Consider the following 18,638-nt stretch of genomic DNA (forward strand, 5'->3'; position numbering starts at 1 on the left):
TAACTTGGCAAATGAACAAGAATCTCAGGTTCCTCTGTTTTCCCGCCAAGATCAACCAGCTTGTTCATAAGGTGAACCACCACACGTCACATGCCCCGTTGCACCACGCAGACCCTTGCAATTCAAAGCAAAGCGTACTCTATTGTTGGCGATAGCCCCTTGGGGTTTTGCGTGAATTACCCGTCGGGAAGCAGATGCAAACGGATTCCATCGCCTTTGTCGCAGCCGAAACCAAAATCGCCCAAGATGCGATGTATCGGCTGAAACACCGTTACGGCCATATCCCACCTGACAAGGCAGACGTCATCGTTGCCCTTGGTGGCGACGGCTTCATGCTGGAATCCCTGCACCGTTATATGGGTCGCAAGGTGCCGATCTATGGCATGAACCGTGGAACTGTCGGCTTTTTGATGAACGAATTTCGGGAAATTGATCTGCCCGAACGCATCGCAGAAGCCCAGACGGTCGAGCTCCACCCCTTGCAAATGGAAGCCCATACCGTCAGTGGTGAAAGCATGTGTGCGCTTGCAATTAACGAGGTCTCGCTTCTGCGTGAAACCCGTCAGGCGGCAAAATTGCGCATTAAGGTCGACGGGGTTGAACGACTGGCCGAACTGGTATGTGATGGTGCGTTGGTGTGTACCCCCGCAGGCAGTACGGCCTATAACCTGTCGGCGCATGGTCCGATCCTGCCGATGGGAAGCGGCCTTTTGGCCCTGACCCCGATCAGTCCGTTTCGTCCCCGTCGCTGGCGTGGTGCACTTTTACCCCATGGTGCTGAAGTTGTTTTTGAAGTCCAAAACCCGGAAAAGCGCCCGGTTTCGGCCGTCGCCGACTATACCGAGGTCCGCGATGTTTCGCGCGTTAAGATCGTCGAAGACCGCAGCATGAAAATCAGACTGATGTTTGATCCGGAACATAACCTTGAAGAACGCATCCTAAAGGAACAATTCGTCGAATGACCACCGCCCCCAACACCCTTGCCCCGTCAGAAGCCACCCTTGACTGGTGCCGCAAACTGATTGCCCACCCATCGGTCAGCATGACCCCCAACATGGCCCTGATTGAAGAGGTCAAAGCATATCTTGAACCGCTTGGTTATGATTGCCTTGTCGTGCGCGATGATAGCAACACCAAGGCCAATCTCTATGCGACGATTGGGCCAAAGGTTGATGGCGGTGTGATCCTATCTGGGCATAGCGACGTGGTCCCGACCGAAGGCCAGAATTGGGCATCTGATCCCTACACCATCGACATTCGCGATGATCGGCTTTATGGCCGTGGATCATGTGACATGAAGGGTTTTCTGGCCTGCCTTTTGGCTAAGGCTGAAACCTTTAAAAATGCAGATCTTCGCGTCCCCATCCATCTGGCATTCACTTACGATGAAGAAGTCGGCTGCCTTGGCGTGCCAAGCTTGGTAGAGGCAATCAATAATCTGCTGCACAAACCTGCCATGTGCATTGTCGGTGAACCGACCGAAATGAAGGTCATTACCCAGCATAAGGGCAAATATTCCGCCCGTGCGCATTTCACCGGGCGGTCCGGGCATTCGTCGCTTCCGGGCGAAGGCGTTAATGCTGTCGAGTTTGCGTCCCAATTCGTGGTTTTCCTGCGCCAGCTTGGCCGGAAATGCCGCGATGAAGGCCCGCATGATGATGATTTCGTGCCCAATCACACCACGTTTCATTCCGGCGTGATCAACGGTGGTACGCAGCTCAACATTATCCCGCAAAACTGCTTTGTTGATTTCGAATTTCGTAATCTGCCCAACCATGACCGCATGGAACTTAAAGGACAGATTTTCGATTATCTCGACAACACCCTCATCCCGGAAATGCGCGAAACCTACGACGATGTTGGCGTTGAAATCGAAGTCGTATCCGATATGCCCGGCCTTGCCACCGGCGATGACGAAGAAGTCACCAAACTGGTCATGGCGCTAACCGGTGCGAACACAACCGGCAAGGTCAGCTTTGGCACAGAAGCCGGCGTCTTTTCTGCCATGGGCGAAATTCCCACGGTGGTTTGCGGCCCGGGCAACATTGAACAGGCCCACAAACCCGACGAATTCATCGAACTTGATCAGCTTGGCCGATGCGAAGTGTTCCTCGATAAACTAATCGGCGCACTTGCGAAGTAAGCTGCTTCCATGGGCATCAGACATAAAGAAGAGCTGCGAAAATCGCAGCCCTTCTTGCGTTGCATGTAACGTGCTTAAGCCAGATTGGCTTCAAAGAATTCTGCTGTTCGAGCATTGGCGGTATCGGCATCGGTTTTGTCGTAATGCGCCCCACCCTTACGCGCAAAGGCATGATCACGGCCCGGATAAAAATGAAGCTCGGTCAGGTCATGATCCCCAAGGGCTTCCTTGATAACGTCCTGCGCCTCGGTCGGGATAAATTCATCATTCCCGGCCAGATGAACAATCAGCGGATTTTTGATGTTGTCCGCTTCATTCATGTAATTGTTCATGCCCCCACCGTAATAGGCCGCAAACGCATCGCCATCGGTGCGTGTTGCCGACAGAAACGTCAGCAAACCACCAAGACAGAAGCCAACCACACCAACCTTGCCATTCGCCCCCTCAAGGCTGCGGGCGGCCTTCATGGTTGCCGAAATGTCTTCGACACCCTTATCGACATTGAACGACTGATAATAGCCAAATGCCTGCTTCCATTCGGCCTCAGTTTTGTCGGTAATGTCGATGCCCGGCTCAATCCGCCAGAACAGATCGGGACAGACGGCGATATAGCCCTGTTTGGCATAATCGTCGGCAATGTCACGCATTACCGCATTGACGCCAAATATTTCCTGAATAACAACGACAACAGGTGCGGGCAATGTTGCGGGCATAGCGACATAGGCATCAAATGAACCGTCCGGGGTGGTGACATTCAGCTTGGTCATCGTGATAAGGCTCCTTGATTTGATCTTAAATCCCACAGGCCTTAAGCTGCCCGCAGATCATTGGTGAATGAAGTATGCCAAGATCACGGAACCACAAGGTTTGGTCACCAAAAAACACATTTCAACAATCAATTGCGCAAACTAAGATTGATATCTCGTATTATCTAATTGAATTCGATTGCCATTTGTTGGACGTTGCGGCGAACTTCGGAGCATCATGTTTCAAAAGCGTACCTCAAGCAGAAAGAGTGGAATTCATATGTTTCGCATTTCTCGCTCTGGGAGCGCGAAAACACACTTGATATTTAATGCTTCTGCCCGCCCCTGCGACATTCCCCGATTGACCGGGTCGGGCAATTTTAATAACTGTTTAATTGAAGGCCGAACGAGATGAAAAGCTACGTTCTGACAGTCACCTGTGACTCCCAGCGCGGGATCGTTGCCGCTATTTCCGCCTATTTGGCTGAACATGGCTGTAACATCACCGACAGCTCCCAGTTCGACGATATGGAAACCGGTCTGTTCTTTATGCGGGTCGCCTTCGTCAGCGAAGAAGGTGTTGATCAGGAAACCCTGTCACGTGGCTTTGATGGTGCGGCGACTAAACTTGGCATGAACTATCAGTTCCACGACAGCGATCATAAGATGCGCGTTCTTCTGATGGTGTCGCGTTTTGGTCATTGTCTGAATGATCTTTTGTATCGCTGGAAAATCGGCGCCTTGCCAATTGATATTGTCGGCGTGGTGTCAAACCATTTCGATTATCAAAAGGTCATTGTTAACCACGACATTCCATTCCACCACATCCCGGTGACCAAGGACAACAAGCCCGAAGCCGAAAAGAAGCTTCTTGATCTGGTTGCCGATAGCGACGTCGAACTGATCGTTCTTGCCCGCTACATGCAGGTTCTTTCCGATAATCTTTGCAAGAAAATGAGTGGCCGGATCATCAATATCCACCATTCATTCCTGCCAAGCTTTAAAGGTGCGAACCCATATCGTCAGGCCTATGAACGTGGTGTGAAACTGATCGGGGCCACCGCCCATTACGTGACCGCCGACCTCGACGAAGGCCCGATCATTGAACAGGACCTTGCCCGCATCACCCATGCACAAAACTCTGCCGACTACGTATCCATCGGACGTGATGTTGAAAGTCAGGTGCTGGCGCGCGCGGTTCATGCCCACATCCACCATCGATCCTTCATCAACGGCAATCGCACCATCGTCTTCCCGCCAAGTCCGGGAAGCTACGCATCCGAGCGGATGGGATAACTCAAAAAAAGCCCCGGCCTTTTAAAGACCGGGGCTTTTTCATGTTTGGATTCCGAACCTGATGTTGTTAGCCGATCAACGCCAGTCTTTAACAGCCCGCCGGTCGACAGCAGGTGGAACAATCCCGCGCGCGGCATTCCCAATACCATCAAGCACATTACTCGCAGCAATATCGCACTGACGGGATTCCATACGTTTAAACCGCGCGTCAAACATTTGAGCCCGATCAACCTGAAGTTTAGGATCGGCTGGTAATTCGCGCCCTTCAATAAAGGTCTTTGGATCAAGCCAATCAAGGGTCAGCGACGTCAGATTAAGACGCAAAACATCCCCGTCACACAAATAACCAATTCCACCGCCCGCGAAGGCTTCGGGGACCATATGCCCAATGCAGGCCCCCTTGGTCACACCGGAATATCGCCCATCGGTAATCAGCATCGAGGATGCTTCAAGAATGCGGTGATGGCGCAGGTTCTGTGACGGTGAAAACATTTCCGGCATGCCATAAGCTTCTGGCCCCTGCCCGCCAATGACAAAGGCAAAGGAAAGGTGCCCTTGTTCAAACATGTCCTTCGGGGCATCCATATCAACACGATTTCCACCGTTACGGCGGACAACAGCGGCAATCAGTTCTTCGCTGACACCATCGGTTTCCATCAGGCGGGCGACCAGATCGGGTGATGCAAAATCACCATTACAAACATGTTCATTTTCGTAATAGCGCACGATGAAAACATGATCATCGAAATGCGATAACAGCCGGTCACTCATACCCGATGTTTTGACCGCGCAGTTTTCAAAGAAACTGCCGGTAATAACATCAACGCCGGATCGTTGACGGACCGGCGTTGCCCGGATAACCGATGCATCGCCAAGGGTAACATCGACCGGATCAACCAAATTGGCGATACGCTCGCCCCATGTCTTACCAAGAACCGTCGGCGCATCAAGATCCATCGCCACACCAAGGTCGCTCAAAATGCGATAAATACTTTCCATGCCGCGATTTTTGCCTTCGGCCATTTGCTGAGCCAAAACGAACGTGTCGCGATTTTCGGTTAAGCTATGAGCGAAGATCTCCGGCACCGGGGTTTTGGTCCGGACATCCTGATAGTCGTCAATCGAGACATCAAATCCGGCATAGCGCATCATGAACGGCAAATGTAGCAGCATATTACTGCTGGACCCGGTGGCATTATGAACACGCACGAAATTGGCAAAATTGGCCTTAAGCAAATTGCCAATCGCATATTCCGGTTTATTAAAGACGCCAAACAGCGCATCAACTCCGGCCGCGACCGCCGCAAAAGGCGGAACATCGGTCAGCAGTTCCAGTTCCGGCGGCGTCAGACCAAAGGCCGCCAGCATGGTGCGCGATGAATTCCCCGTGCCGTTAAAGGCACAAATACCGCCCTTGGAATCACAGGTCGCAGTTGCCAGTTCATCCAAGACGCGCCGTTCCATCGCCCCATCAATCAATCCAAGCAAACGTGCCCGTTCGAGCAATCCGGCAAAGGCCTCATCGGACGTGCATTGCAGGATATACCGCATGTTTTCGCGGATATCCCCGCCCAAGTCATCATGCCCGGCATGATCCGCATCGGATGCAATTTTATCAAGCAACCGGCGCGTCCCATCGGGGATTTCGCCACCCTTTAAAACGTGTGATGGTGCAAACACCGCCCAGACCGGGGCCTGATCGCCACGATAGGCGCGCGCATGATCTGCTGATGCCAGCCCCGCCACCACAGCAGCCGGCGATTTATCGCAACCGGCAATGACATAGGCCGCGTGATAGCTATGGCCTTCAAAGGTGATGTTGACTGCGGCTGCCGTATGATTGCGTGATGCCAGTGAATAGCTTTGCCCGATATTGTTTTGCGCTGTGCCATCACAAATCACCGGCACATGAAACAGGAACGGCACCCCGCCCATTTCCCAGATCCGGATGGCCGCCATCAACGCCTGTGGCCGATCCAGAAGGTGGGCAGGATGATCGGGCGCACCGGCAATGATCGCAATACGCGGACGGTTTTCCACCAGACGACCAACTACATCCTTTATTTCAGGAACGGAAAAATCCCGATCGCGCGCAACCGTCGGATTTTCATTTACCGCACTCCGCAAAAGACTGATCACTGTGATCGGTTGATTGGCTAACCCCTGAATACAATCACGGTACGGGTTGGCTTCTTCGTCAATAATGACGGGCTGGGCAGGCAGATTGGTCGGTGACATGGTGGGTCTATCTCAATCGGGGCAAGAATGCGGAACGTTGGCGTGTATAGCTGTCAGATTATCGCGGATCAGACAAGACCGCCATCGACAATAAAGCTTTGCGAAGAACAGGCCGATGAAACGTCAGACGCCAAAAACAGAACCATCTGCGCAACATCATCACCGACAAGACGACGTTTCACACACTGTTGTTCCTGAATGCGTTCTTCGTCGGCGGGTGTTATCCAGAGATCAAGTTGCCGTTGGGTTATGATACAGCCGGGAATAACCGTATTGACTCGAATGCCCTCCGTCCCCCAGTCTCGGGCCAGTGCCCGGGTCATGCCAATAATGCCAGCCTTTGCCGTTTCATAGGTCACCAGATCGGGTAGTCCCATTAAATAACTTACAGAACTGAAATTAATAATGCTGCCGCCACCCTTTTCGCGCATGCCTTGCGCCACAGCACGGGCACAGAAAAACTGATGGTTCAAATTAACATCAAGCCCGTCACGCCATTGTTCCGGTCCAATGTCTTCGGGGCGATGGCGATCATCGCGTGCGGCATTATTAACCAGAACATCGACAGGCCCGATGGCAGCGGAAAGTTCGCGTACAGCACCGGGAATTGCCGCCTGATCACGCAAATCAAGTGATTTATAGACCGGCGCAACACCGTGATCTTCGCGGATCGAGTCAGTCAGTTTTTGGGCAGCGTCATCGTCAATGTCGATAAACCCGACATGCGCACCCTGGGCACAGAAAGCCCGCACGATTGATGCACCAATTCCCGATGCCCCGCCGGTCACAAGAACCGACTTGCCATCAATGTCGTGATATTTCGCTGTCATAACGTTCCCTGCCATTTTTTCATTTTATTTTAGGTTTCCAAATTAAATGCTGCGCTGCAACCCACCAAAACCCCCTATCCATACTAAAGATGCAGAAATTTAGGGCATATATTGCGGCATTAGCATATTTTTTAATTTGGTCACTAAAAAAAATTTGACAGGACGGCCTCTTCACGTCAACATTTTTTCGACAACAAAAATAAATGTCGCCTAAAGACACACTCATTCAGGGAAGAAACAGATGAAAAAACTCCTTTCGACGGCCATGCTGGCCGGAACCGTATTGATGTCGGCAAATGCCTTTGCCGCCGACCTCACCGTTGGCGTTAGCTGGTCAAACTTCCAGGAAGAACGCTGGAAAACTGACGAAGCTGCCATTAAAGCAGCCCTCGAAGCAGCTGGCGCTGAATATATCAGTGCCGATGCGCAAAGCTCTCCGTCCAAGCAGCTTTCAGATATCGAAAGCCTGATCGCACGCGGTGCGAATGCACTGATCGTTCTGGCACAAGACTCGTCGTCAATCGGCCCGGCAGTGACGAAGGCAACGAACGAAGGCATTCCGGTCGTTGGCTATGACCGACTGATCGAAGACGCGAGCGCCTATTATATTACGTTCAACAACAAGGAAGTCGGTCGCCTTCAGGCCGAAGCCGTCTTTGCCGAGCAACCAAAAGGCAACTACGTCTTTATCAAGGGCGCTCCAACCGACCCGAATGCCAATCTTCTCCATGAAGGACAGCTTGAAGTTCTTCAGGCTGCGATTGATTCAGGTGATATCAAGGTTGTTGGCGAAGCCTATACCGATAGCTGGCAGCCAACAATTGCACAGCGCAACATGGAACAGTTCCTAACCGCTGCCGACAACAAGGTTGATGCGGTTGTTGCTTCTAACGATGGCACTGCCGGCGGCGTTGTCGCAGCACTTTCTGCACAGGGCATGCAGGGCATCCCGGTTTCCGGTCAGGATGGCGATCATGCTGCACTGAACCGCGTTGCTCTTGGCACCCAGACGGTTTCGGTTTGGAAAGATGCCCGCCTTCTTGGCAAGCGCGCGGCTGAAATCGCTGTTGAACTGGCAGGTGGAACCAAACTTGGTGATGTTGACGGCACAGCCGACTGGGAAAGCCCGAACGGTGTTACCATGAAATCCTATTTCCTGGATCCGGTTGCGATTACCCAGAACAAACTTGATCTCGTGATTGATGCTGGCTGGGTTTCAAAAGACGTCGTTTGCCAAGGCGTTTCGAGCGGCAAGGTAGCTGCCTGCAACTAAGGCAGCCAGTTTCCTCCGACCTTGCTTAACCCGGGGCCGACAGCTGTATCCATGCGCAAAATACAGCACGTCGGCCCCGCTGCTTTACGAGCTTTTTCATGTCACGACTGCTTTCGAAAATGGAAGTCGACCGCCGACTGATCGGTCTGGCTTTCGTCCTGCTGATCATATGGGTCGGTTTTGATATCGCATCGGGCGGGCGCTTTATCACCCCGCGTAATATCTTTAACCTGTCAGTTCAGACCGCCTCTGTGGCTGTTATGGCCTGCGGCATGGTTCTGATTATCGTCACCCGCCATATCGACCTTTCCGTTGGGGCGATCCTTGGCGTTCTGGCGATGATCATGGGTGTTGTTCAAACCGATTTTCTCCCGCAATTCCTTGATTACAATCACCCGATGACGTGGGCCCTTACCCTTTTGATCGGCATTGCGGTTGGCGCTGCCATCGGCGGGATACAGGGACTTGCTGTTGGCTACCTCGGCGTGCCTGCCTTTATTGTTACCCTTGGCGGACTTCTGGTCTGGCGTGGATCAGCATGGTGGGTCACGCAAGGACGTACCGTTGCCCCGCTTGATCAGAATTTCATTTTACTGGGCGGCGGGATCGAAGGCACGATTGGCGCAACATGGAGCTGGATCGTTGCTGCGGTTGCCATTGCGGCCATCATATATGTCGCCATCATGGACCGTCGTCGTCGCCTAGCTTTTGATTTTCCGGTCAAGCCGATTTGGGCAGAATACACCAATACCATAGTCAAGGCCGGACTGGTTTTAGCCGTTATCACAACCTTAAACGCCTATCACCTGCCGACCCGTGCTGCCGAGCGGATCCTTGAGAACAAGGGCATCCCGGTGACCCCGGAAAATATCGAAATCTCGCACGGCATTGCTGTTCCGCTTCTGATCGTCGCCCTGGTTGCGATTGTCCTGACCGTTGTTGTTAAGCGCACCCGTTTTGGCCGCTATATCTTTGCGATTGGCGGCAATCCGCAGGCAGCCGAACTGGCAGGCATCAATGTCAAACGCATGACCGTTGCCGTGTTTGCCCTGATGGGGGTTTTGTGCGCCATCAGTGCGGCGATATCATCGGCCCGCCTGCAATCAGCTGGCAATGACCTTGGCACGCTTGATGAGCTGCGTGTGATTGCTGCCGTTGTCATCGGCGGCACGTCGCTTGCCGGGGGTGTCGGTACGATTTACGGGGCCCTCATCGGCGCACTTGTAATGCAAAGTCTGCAAAGCGGTATGGCGCTTTTGGGTGTTGATACGTCGCTACAAAGTATCGTGATCGGGCTGGTCCTTGTTCTGGCTGTCTTTAGCGACAAGTATTTCCACCGTCGCTATAGCGACCCGACCGCGTAAGGAGACCGGATATGCCAGACATGAATGATACCAATACTGATAAAAATCCGCTGGTCGAAATGCGCGACATCCATGTCAGCTTTGGCGGGGTCAAGGCGGTGGATGGCGTTTCCATCGACCTTTATCCCGGCGAGGTCGTCGGGGTACTTGGCCATAATGGGGCAGGAAAATCGACCCTGATCAAAATTCTGTCAGGAGCCTATCAGGCCGACACCGGGCAAATCGTTGTCGACGGCAAGGAAGCCAAAATTGAAAATGCGCGTGATGCACGTGACAATAACATCGAGACGATCTATCAGAACCTTGCCCTTGCCGATAACCTTGACGCTACGCAGAACCTGTTTTTGGGGCGCGAATTTGTCGACAAGTTTGGTTTCCTTGATGATGCCGCCATGGAACATAAGGCGCGTGAAGTCCTGCACCGGCTGAACCCGAACTTCAAGAAATTCACATCCCCGGTGTCCGCCCTGTCGGGTGGTCAGCGCCAGTCGGTCGCCATTGCACGCGCGCTTTTGTTTGAAGCACGTGTCCTGATCATGGATGAGCCATGCGCCGCACTTGGGGTGCATGAAACCAAAATGGTCTGCGAACTGATTAACAAGCTCAAACATGACGGGCTTGGTATTCTATTGATAAGTCACGACCTTCATGATGTATTTGATCTCTCTGATCGCCTTCATGTGATGAAAAACGGCAAACTGGTCGGCAGTGTCAGAACAGAAGATGTCACCCATGATGATGTTCTTGGCATGATCATTTTGGGCAAGATGCCCGAACATCTTTTGCATTTGGCCGGACCGGGCGCCACCAACGCGACCAACCCCCAGACAAGCGAGACACCCTTATGACCAACGGCTTCCCAACCAACCTCAATGACATCCTGCCAGATGATGCCAACCATGCCATTTTGATTGGACGCATATGGGATCCGCGCGTTTCCGGGCCAACACCGGTACTCGTTGATGGCGATAAATTGCGCGACATCAGCAGCATCGCCCCAACCGTCAGCCAGCTTCTTGAAATCGGCGATCTTGTTGGCAAACTGGCGCGTCCGGCAAACTTCCCCATCGTTGGCGCCCTTGAAGATGTTCTCGCACAGTCAAAACCGGGTGCTGACAAAAACACTGCCCATCTCCTCAGCCCCAATGATTTGCAGGCAATCAAGGCAAGTGGTGTCACATTCGTTGCCAGCCTGCTAGAACGCGTGATCGAAGAACAGGCCCGTGGCGATGCCAGTAAGTCCGATCAAATTCGCACCGAAATCACCGGCATCATAGGCGATGACCTGTCACAGATCGAACCGGGATCGGAAAAAGCCGCCGATATCAAAAAGGTCCTGATCGAAAAAGGCGCATGGTCACAGTATCTCGAAGTTGGCATTGGCCCGGATGCGGAAATCTTCACCAAGTCGCCTGCTATGTCCGCCGTTGGTCATGGCGCGCATGTTGGCCTGCATCCGATTTCAACATGGAACAACCCGGAACCCGAAGTTGTTCTGGCAGTCACGTCACAGGGGAAAATCGTCGGTGCCAGCCTTGGCAATGACGTCAACCTGCGCGATGTCGAAGGCCGATCTGCCCTTTTGCTGGGCAAGGCAAAAGACAACAACGGGTCGTGCTCAATCGGGCCGTTCATCCGCCTGTTTAATGATAGCTTCACCCTTGAAACCGTTAAGGGTGCTGATCTTGCCATGGCTGTCGATGGCCCGGATGGCTATCACCTTGATGCGGTCAGCTCGATGAGCCAGATCAGCCGATCCCCCGAAAGCCTTGTATCACAAGCCATTGGCAAACATCACCAATATCCCGATGGCTTTATGCTGTTTTTGGGCACCATGTTTGCCCCGACCGATGACCGGGGCGGTGCGGGCAAGGGCTTTACCCACGAGATGGGCGACCTTGTGACCATTGCCACGCCAAGCCTTGGCAAACTGATCAATCAGGTGGATCGCTCGGACGTGATCAATCCTTGGCAGTTCGGGATCACCGCCCTTATGACCAACCTTGCCGCACGTGGTTTGCTTTAAGGACGGGCAATTTGCTGCGGCACTTTCCGATTTTCTATCCCCTTGCCAAAACGGGATGAAAAATGCCCATATCAGCAAGACGGAGTGCGGACAGTTTCGCCCGCCCCGTCTTGCCACTGACACCTGAAAGCAGGCCCACCGCATGAGCCGTCGCACCGAAAGCGATACCCCGCGCCAACCATCCCAGATTGCCATCCTGCGCTATCTGCGTGTTCATGGCCCGGCGGCACGCATCGATATCGGTACGGCCACAGGCTTAAGCCCGGCAACCGTCACGTCACTTACCGCCGATCTGATGGCACAGGGTCTGGTGCAGGAAAGTCAGGCTGCGGCACTTGGTTCGGTTAACGGTAATGGCACGACCAACGCCAACGGCACACATGGCACAACACGTGGCCGCCCCAAGGTACTGCTTGATCTGGTCCCCGGTGCGGCGTGCGTCATTGGCGTCAAGCTGACAATCAATCTGATCGAGATCGCACTGGGCAATTTCAAAGGCGAAATCGAACGCAACACCGAACACAGCATCAAAACCCGTGATTTAACCGATCGGCAACTGATTGACACCCTGATCACGCTGATTGACGGCTTCATCAAAGATAACAGTGACATCATCACACACCCGCCAGTCGGCATCAGCGTCGCAGTACAAGGCGTAACCGATAGCAACAGCGGCGAAATCATCTGGTCGCCTGCTCTGCGTCATCGTCAAATTGCCATTACCCGACCGTTAAGCGAACGCTATGGTGGAGTTGTGCAAATGTCCAATGACGCCAACTGCATTGCCACAGCCATCACCCAGAACACCACATTGCATGGCGGTGGCGATTTTGCCGTAATCATGCTGGGATATGGCATTGGCATGGGACTGGTGTTAAATGGCAATGTCTATAACGGCCATTTTGGCACCGCCGCCGAATTCGGTCATATGAAGTATCAGCCCGATGGTCCGCTGTGTAATTGCGGGCGACGCGGATGTCTTGAGGCATATATAGGTGATTACGCCATTTTACGGGATGCGCTTGGCCTGATTGACCTTGCCGATGCCAACAGCCTGCACCCCAGCGAGGAACAAATGATGGATCTGGTCGCACGCGCACGGGCTGGCAACGAAGACCTTGCCGATCTGTTTCGGCATGCAGGCAAGGTTCTTGGATATGGCATTGCCAATCTGATTGCCTTGATTGGTCCCAAACGGATTTTCATCACCGGGTCAGGCGCACGGGCCTATGACCTGATGGCGCCGGAATTGCAACGCGGACTGCATCTCGCGCAAGTCCCTGAATTGCACCGCGGCCCGGAAATCGTCCATCTGGCATGGGATAAGGATCTGGCCCTTCAAGGCGCGATTGGTCAAAGCCTGCTGCGTCATGACGAAAACATGTTCAAGGCAGGTACCAACACCTAACACTCAACGCGATGTCGAGCCCGAACCACAAAAAAAAGCCGCCCCGTTTCGGAGCGGCTTTTGTATTTTTTCCGGCAGTACAATTAAGCCTTAGCGACCGTTCTTTTTGCGCCATGCTTCAAAGTTGACCTTGGTTTCATCCTTGGTTGCCGGATAAAGACCAATGATCGGCTTGCCCGACATAACTTCTTCAAGAACAAAGTCCTCAAAGCTTTCCATACCGGCACATTCTTCGGCCAACTCATCAGCAAGATGCGCCGGAAGAACAACAACACCGTCTTTATCACCAACCAAAACATCACCGGGAAACACGGGTGCATCGCCACACCCAATCGGCACATTAAGGTCATACGCCTCATGCAGCGTCAGGTTGGTCGGCGCCGAAGGGCGCGAGTGATATGCATGAATGGCAAGTTTTCCAATGCCATCGGCATCCCGGAAACCACCATCAGTCACGATCCCCTCGACGCCACGCTTCATCAAACGGGTTACAAGGATCGATCCCGCCGATGCCGCGCGCGCGTCCTTGCGGCTGTCCATCACCAAAACATGTCCCTCCGGGCATTGCTCAACGGCAACGCGCTGCGGGTGGTTTGGATCACGGAACACCTCAATCGGATTACGATCTTCGCGTGCGGGGATATAGCGCAGCGTATAGGCCTGCCCAACCATATTTTCACTCTTAGGGGCAACCTGCTGGACATTCTGGATGAACTGATTGCGAATGCCGCGCTTAAAAAGGGCCGTACATAACGACGCGGTGCTTACCCGTTTAAGCTTGTTACGGATTGCATCACTCAGGACATAATCACTCATACTTCTTTACTCCGTAGAGTGCCCGGCCGCGCACAGCCGGGCAATATCATTGGGAAAACACAATCAGACAAGATCAGCAGGCAAAACATCCGCCGGGATGTTCTGATAACACACCGGACGAAGGAACCGACGAATGGCCATAGTACCAACCGACGTCGCACCAAAGTTGGTCGATGCCGGATACGGCCCGCCGTGCACCATGGTGTCGGAAACTTCCACACCGGTCGGGAACCCGTTGGCCAGAACACGACCAGCTTTACGTTCCAAAATCGGCATCAACGACCGGGCATCCCCTGCATCACCACCATCAAGATGCAGCGTGCAAGTCAACTGACCGTCAAGCGCCTTGGCAATGGTGCGCATTTCTTCCATGTCCTTGACCCGGACGACAAGACCAAGCGGGCCAAAGACTTCTTCGCCCAATTCATGATTTGAAAGCCAGTTTTCACCGGTGGTTTCAAACAGATACGGCGTTGCATTGCGCAGATCACACGACGTGGTCAAAACGTCTTTGACACCACTGGTCGAAGCAATCCGTTTTGCGCCAGCACGATAAGCATCCGCCATGCCATCGGTCAGCATGGTCTGAGCCGAAACCTCGGCAAGGCTAGCCTTGGCCGCATCGACAAATGCCTCGGCATCCGCTCCGTCGATCACAACCGCAATCCCCGGATTGGTACAGAACTGCCCTGCCCCCATGGTCAGTGATCCTGCCCAGCCTTTGCCAAGCGCCTCGCCGCGTTCTTTCATCGCGACCGGCATCATAAACATCGGATTGACCGATCCAAGCTCACCAAAGAACGGGATCGGCTCAGGACGGCTTGCACACAGATCAAACAACGCACGTCCACCGCCAAGCGACCCGGTAAAACCAACCGCCTTGATCAGCGGATGCTGCACAAGGCTTTGGCCAACATCGCGTTTACCGCCTTGAATAAGGCTAAACACACCGGGATGAACACCACATGCCTTGATCGCGGCATCAATCGCCTGAGCGACAATTTCACCAGTGCCTGGATGGGCCGAATGCCCCTTGACCACGACCGGACAGCCCGCTGCCAGGGCCGACGCCGTATCGCCACCAGCAACAGAGAATGCCAGCGGGAAGTTCGATGCACCAAACACAGCCACTGGGCCAATCGGACGCTGCATCAAACGCAGGTCCGGGCGAGGCAAGGGCGCGCGATCAGGAAGAGCTTCGTCATGGCGACGATCAAGATACGCACCATCAAGAATATGGCTGGCAAACAGACGAAGCTGTCCAACCGTACGGCCCCGCTCCCCATTCAGGCGGGCTTCGGGCAGCCCGGACTCCTGCGTGCCAATTTCGGTAATTTCATCACCGCGTGCGTCGATCTCATCAGCAATCTTATTCAGCAATGCTGCGCGGTCTTCGCGGGTGGAATAGGCAAAGGACCAAAACGCGTCTTCGGCGGCCTTGGCAGCCTGATCGACCAATGCCGGGGTGCCAACCGGGAATGTATTGGCCGGACCATGGGCTGGTTCGGACTGGAACGTCGCATCGCCTGCGACCCAGTCACCCGCGATCAGATGTTTGCCTGTCAGTTTATAGGACATAGAAGCCTCCTTGGTGCGGCAGGGCCGCCTTATTTTACAAGATTGTTTTGGCGCATAAACGTGGTCAGTTTTTTGTGCTGTTCATCGGTCAGCGGCCATGCAGACGGCGGACGCGTCGCGCCACAATCATCACCCAGCAGTTTAAGCGCTGCTTTGACACCCGTCACGTTCGTACCGTTCATTTCTTCGGCACGGACGTCTTCGAATGCCTTCATTTCACCGATTAACTGACGTGCCTTGGCATAGTCACCACCCTCAAGGGCGGCGTGGATCGCCATGGAACGTTCCGGCCAGACATTGATCAGACCAGATGTAAAGCCACGCGCGCCCACCGCATAAAACGCTGGTGCCCAAGTTTCGGCCAAACCACCAACCCACACAATGTCAGGATCACATGCATTGATCGCATCAGCCAGTTTCATGGCGTTTGGCGTCGCCCATTTCACACCCGCAACACCTTCGACGGCACACAGGTCAGCAATCGCCTTGGTGCCAATCGTATCGTTGCGCAGGTACAGCATCATCGGCAACCCGCCGGACGCATCAGCAATACGTTTGATATACTCAACAACACCGCGTGGCGCGACGAACGGATCAGGCGGCTGATGGATCATCAAGGCTTCTGCACCGGCATCTGCCGATGCCTTGGCCAAGGCGCAGGCATCGCGCACACCGCGCCCGATACCAGCGAGCATCGGCGCACGGCCATCGAGCATCTCGGCAACGGATTTTGCCATGGTGATGGCTTCATCTGTGGTCAGCGCATAAAACTCGCCAGTATTTCCATTGACCACCGGAAAATGAACCCCGGCAGCAAGTGCACGGCCAATAATCGGTTTGAGCTTGGTTGGCGCGATGTCGCCATTGTCATCATACGGCGTAACAAGAATGCCCGAAATCCCGGACAGCACGCCACGCAGATCGGCTTTTGAAAGTGCCATTGAACTGTATCCCTGAGTGATGCGGTTCGCGGGGGAGCATAGCTAGCCCCCGCTTTGCGTCTTTTGCGTTTAGAAGATGTCCGGCTCGCCGGCGGTTTCGCCAAATTTCGGCGATAGGAAATCGAAATCACAGCCCTCATTGGACTGTGTCACGTGCTTGCCAAACATATAGCCATAGCCACGCTGGAAACGCGGTTCGGGCTTTTGCCACGCAGCACGACGGCGTTCGATTTCTTCTTCATCGACCAGCATATCCAAACGACGGCTATCAAGATCAAGCCGCACGATGTCACCGGTTTTCAGCAACGCCAGCGGACCGCCAATATAGGATTCCGGTGCCACATGCAGCACACATGCCCCATAAGACGTTCCTGACATCCGGGCATCAGAAATACGCAGCATGTCACGATGACCCTGTTTGATCAGGGCTTTTGGAATGGGCAGCATGCCCCATTCGGGGAAACCGGGCCCGCCAAGCGGACCCGCATTGCGCAGAACCATGACGTGATCGGGCGTGACATCAAGGTTTTCGTCATCAACCGCCTTTTTCATTTCCGGATAGCTGTCAAAGACCAGTGCCGGGCCTTCGTGATTGCGGAAACGCTCATCACAGGCTGCAGGCTTGATCACCGCCCCGTCGGGGCATAGATTGCCGCGCAAAACCGCAAGCGACCCCTGATGATAGACCGGATTGGACAACGGTCGAATGACATCATCATTATAGACAACGGCCCCCTCAAGCGTTTCGCCAAGGGTTTTACCTGTCACGGTCGTAACCGATGTATCAAGCTTATCGCCAAGCTGCGCCATCAGTGCACGCAAGCCGCCAGCATAATAAAAATCTTCCATCAGGTAGTCATCTTTGCCCGATGGTCGAATGTTGGCAATCAAGGGCGTAGTACGACCCAGCGCATCAAGATCATCGAGTGTCAGATCAATCGATGCACGGCGCGCCATGGCCAGCATATGCACAACCGCGTTGGTTGAACAGCCGGTTGCCATCGCGACAACGGCGGAATTTTTGACCGATGCCGGGGTAACAATTTTTTCCGGTGTCAAATCTTCCCACACCATATCAACAATACGACGACCACATTGGGTCGACATACGGATATGACCGGCATCCGGTGCCGGAATGGATGACGCCCCCGGCAGGCAAAGCCCCATCGCCTCGGCAATGGCTGTCATGGTCGATGCGGTTCCCATGGTCATGCAGTGACCATATGAACGCGCAATGCCGCCTTCGACCCCAACCCATTCTTCGTCACTGATGTTACCGGCACGCCGTTCGTCCCAATATTTCCAGGCATCCGAGCCCGAACCAAGGATTTTACCAGCATAATTGCCACGCAACATCGGACCGGCAGGCAGATAGATCATTGGGACACCTGCCGAAAGCGCGCCCATCACCAGACCCGGTGTGGTTTTGTCACACCCGCCCATCAGGACAACACCATCAAGGGGGTGAGACCGGATTTGTTCTTCTGTCTCCATCGCAAGCAAGTTGCGATACAGCATCGAGGTTGGTTTGGTGAACGACTCATCAACCGAAATAGATGGCAGTTCAACCGGGAAACCACCCGCCTGATGAACGCCCTTTTTCACATCACCGGCACGTTCACGGAAATGCGCATGGCACGGATTAAGCTCCGACCATGTATTAAGGATGCCGATGACCGGACGCCCGGTCCAATCCTCAGGATCAAGCCCCATCTGCATCAGACGCGAACGATGGCCAAACGAACGAAGATCATCGGGCGCAAACCAGCGCGCACTTCTAAGATCTTCTGCAGCTTTTTTATGTTTCTCGGACATGGCGTCCCTCCCGTAGTTCGGCTTTTTCCCTGTTTTCCACATGTTACACGAAAAACAGGAGCCTGCACTTTTCATTGATGACCTATGTATGCGCATACAAGGACAAGATGTCAAGTAAACTTACATGCACAAGTATACTCTATATAGTGCAGAAAATATCCGAG

15 protein-coding genes are annotated in these 18,638 nt (G+C 53.7%); 8 read left to right on the top strand and 7 right to left on the bottom strand.

Annotation, left to right across the window (positions count from 1 at the left end):
• Positions 1 to 194 precede the first annotated feature (194 nt).
• Both K355_RS0116850 and argE read left to right on the top strand, forming a co-directional pair.
• Complete coding sequence (locus K355_RS0116850; RefSeq protein WP_028791691.1) at positions 195 to 962, top strand: NAD kinase; 768 nt, start codon at positions 195 to 197, stop codon at positions 960 to 962.
• On the top strand, positions 959 to 2,143 hold the full coding sequence (argE, locus tag K355_RS0116855) for an acetylornithine deacetylase (RefSeq protein WP_022733329.1): 1,185 nt from the start codon (positions 959 to 961) through the stop codon (positions 2,141 to 2,143). Before K355_RS0116850 ends, argE begins: the two co-directional genes overlap by 4 nt.
• A 74-nt stretch (positions 2,144 to 2,217) precedes the next feature.
• On the opposite strand, the gene K355_RS0116860 is transcribed toward argE, so the two are convergent.
• Entirely contained in the window at positions 2,218 to 2,910 is a 693-nt protein-coding gene (locus tag K355_RS0116860; RefSeq protein WP_022733330.1) for a dienelactone hydrolase family protein, read from the bottom strand.
• Positions 2,911 to 3,300: 390 nt separating this feature from the next.
• Between K355_RS0116860 and purU the strand changes: the two genes are divergently transcribed.
• The gene (gene purU / locus K355_RS0116865; protein ID WP_022733331.1) at positions 3,301 to 4,185 is read left to right on the top strand and encodes a formyltetrahydrofolate deformylase; all 885 of its coding nucleotides are present in this window, start codon (positions 3,301 to 3,303) and stop codon (positions 4,183 to 4,185) included.
• Positions 4,186 to 4,260: 75 nt separating this feature from the next.
• Here purU and K355_RS0116870 read toward each other — a convergent pair whose 3' ends face one another.
• On the bottom strand, positions 4,261 to 6,423 hold the full coding sequence (locus K355_RS0116870; protein WP_022733332.1) for a dihydroxy-acid dehydratase domain-containing protein: 2,163 nt from the start codon (positions 6,421 to 6,423) through the stop codon (positions 4,261 to 4,263).
• 68 nt (positions 6,424 to 6,491) lie between these two features.
• Entirely contained in the window at positions 6,492 to 7,253 is a 762-nt protein-coding gene (locus K355_RS0116875) for an SDR family NAD(P)-dependent oxidoreductase (protein ID WP_022733333.1), read from the bottom strand.
• A 241-nt stretch (positions 7,254 to 7,494) separates the two neighbouring features.
• Between K355_RS0116875 and xylF the strand changes: the two genes are divergently transcribed.
• From xylF to K355_RS0116900, 5 genes are all read left to right on the top strand, one after another.
• The gene (gene xylF, locus K355_RS0116880; RefSeq protein ID WP_022733334.1) at positions 7,495 to 8,526 is read left to right on the top strand and encodes a D-xylose ABC transporter substrate-binding protein; all 1,032 of its coding nucleotides are present in this window, start codon (positions 7,495 to 7,497) and stop codon (positions 8,524 to 8,526) included.
• Positions 8,527 to 8,624: 98 nt separating this feature from the next.
• Positions 8,625 to 9,890 (top strand): sugar ABC transporter permease, encoded by a 1,266-nt coding sequence (locus K355_RS0116885; RefSeq protein ID WP_022733335.1) that lies wholly within the window; start codon positions 8,625 to 8,627, stop codon positions 9,888 to 9,890.
• An 11-nt stretch (positions 9,891 to 9,901) separates the two neighbouring features.
• Positions 9,902 to 10,738, top strand: coding sequence for an ATP-binding cassette domain-containing protein (locus K355_RS0116890; protein WP_022733336.1), 837 nt, complete (start codon positions 9,902 to 9,904; stop codon positions 10,736 to 10,738).
• Complete coding sequence (locus K355_RS0116895; protein WP_022733337.1) at positions 10,735 to 11,916, top strand: fumarylacetoacetate hydrolase family protein; 1,182 nt, start codon at positions 10,735 to 10,737, stop codon at positions 11,914 to 11,916. The genes K355_RS0116890 and K355_RS0116895 overlap by 4 nt, the downstream gene beginning before the upstream one ends.
• A 142-nt stretch (positions 11,917 to 12,058) precedes the next feature.
• Positions 12,059 to 13,324 carry an ROK family transcriptional regulator gene (locus K355_RS0116900; RefSeq protein ID WP_022733338.1) on the top strand — a complete coding sequence of 422 codons (1,266 nt, stop codon included), beginning with the start codon at positions 12,059 to 12,061 and terminating at the stop codon, positions 13,322 to 13,324.
• A 90-nt stretch (positions 13,325 to 13,414) separates the two neighbouring features.
• On the opposite strand, the gene K355_RS0116905 is transcribed toward K355_RS0116900, so the two are convergent.
• The 4 genes from K355_RS0116905 to araD form a co-directional block, all read right to left on the bottom strand.
• Entirely contained in the window at positions 13,415 to 14,140 is a 726-nt protein-coding gene (locus K355_RS0116905) for a ribonuclease activity regulator RraA (RefSeq protein WP_022733339.1), read from the bottom strand.
• A gap of 63 nt (positions 14,141 to 14,203) precedes the next feature.
• Positions 14,204 to 15,718 (bottom strand): aldehyde dehydrogenase (NADP(+)), encoded by a 1,515-nt coding sequence (locus tag K355_RS0116910; RefSeq protein WP_022733340.1) that lies wholly within the window; start codon positions 15,716 to 15,718, stop codon positions 14,204 to 14,206.
• A 29-nt stretch (positions 15,719 to 15,747) separates the two neighbouring features.
• A complete protein-coding gene (locus K355_RS0116915) occupies positions 15,748 to 16,659 on the bottom strand; it encodes a dihydrodipicolinate synthase family protein (RefSeq protein ID WP_022733341.1) in 912 nt (303 codons plus the stop codon).
• Between the two features lie 69 nt (positions 16,660 to 16,728).
• The gene (araD, locus tag K355_RS0116920) at positions 16,729 to 18,474 is read right to left on the bottom strand and encodes an L-arabinonate dehydratase (protein WP_022733342.1); all 1,746 of its coding nucleotides are present in this window, start codon (positions 18,472 to 18,474) and stop codon (positions 16,729 to 16,731) included.
• Positions 18,475 to 18,638: the final 164 nt, after the last annotated feature.

The organism is Thalassospira lucentensis MCCC 1A00383 = DSM 14000, assembly GCF_000421265.1.
Classification (GTDB): domain Bacteria; phylum Pseudomonadota; class Alphaproteobacteria; order Rhodospirillales; family Thalassospiraceae; genus Thalassospira; species Thalassospira lucentensis.

What these genes read in the sequence shown, in the direction of transcription:
- K355_RS0116850 (WP_028791691.1), top strand. Translation starts at nt 195, where the DNA reads ATGCAAACGGATTCCATCGCCTTTGTCGCAGCCGAAACCAAAATCGCC.
- argE (WP_022733329.1), top strand. Translation starts at nt 959, where the DNA reads ATGACCACCGCCCCCAACACCCTTGCCCCGTCAGAAGCCACCCTTGAC.
- K355_RS0116860 (WP_022733330.1), bottom strand. Translation starts at nt 2,910, where the DNA reads ATGACCAAGCTGAATGTCACCACCCCGGACGGTTCATTTGATGCCTAT.
- purU (WP_022733331.1), top strand. Translation starts at nt 3,301, where the DNA reads ATGAAAAGCTACGTTCTGACAGTCACCTGTGACTCCCAGCGCGGGATC.
- K355_RS0116870 (WP_022733332.1), bottom strand. Translation starts at nt 6,423, where the DNA reads ATGTCACCGACCAATCTGCCTGCCCAGCCCGTCATTATTGACGAAGAA.
- K355_RS0116875 (WP_022733333.1), bottom strand. Translation starts at nt 7,253, where the DNA reads ATGACAGCGAAATATCACGACATTGATGGCAAGTCGGTTCTTGTGACC.
- xylF (WP_022733334.1), top strand. Translation starts at nt 7,495, where the DNA reads ATGAAAAAACTCCTTTCGACGGCCATGCTGGCCGGAACCGTATTGATG.
- K355_RS0116885 (WP_022733335.1), top strand. Translation starts at nt 8,625, where the DNA reads ATGTCACGACTGCTTTCGAAAATGGAAGTCGACCGCCGACTGATCGGT.
- K355_RS0116890 (WP_022733336.1), top strand. Translation starts at nt 9,902, where the DNA reads ATGCCAGACATGAATGATACCAATACTGATAAAAATCCGCTGGTCGAA.
- K355_RS0116895 (WP_022733337.1), top strand. Translation starts at nt 10,735, where the DNA reads ATGACCAACGGCTTCCCAACCAACCTCAATGACATCCTGCCAGATGAT.
- K355_RS0116900 (WP_022733338.1), top strand. Translation starts at nt 12,059, where the DNA reads ATGAGCCGTCGCACCGAAAGCGATACCCCGCGCCAACCATCCCAGATT.
- K355_RS0116905 (WP_022733339.1), bottom strand. Translation starts at nt 14,140, where the DNA reads ATGAGTGATTATGTCCTGAGTGATGCAATCCGTAACAAGCTTAAACGG.
- K355_RS0116910 (WP_022733340.1), bottom strand. Translation starts at nt 15,718, where the DNA reads ATGTCCTATAAACTGACAGGCAAACATCTGATCGCGGGTGACTGGGTC.
- K355_RS0116915 (WP_022733341.1), bottom strand. Translation starts at nt 16,659, where the DNA reads ATGGCACTTTCAAAAGCCGATCTGCGTGGCGTGCTGTCCGGGATTTCG.
- araD (WP_022733342.1), bottom strand. Translation starts at nt 18,474, where the DNA reads ATGTCCGAGAAACATAAAAAAGCTGCAGAAGATCTTAGAAGTGCGCGC.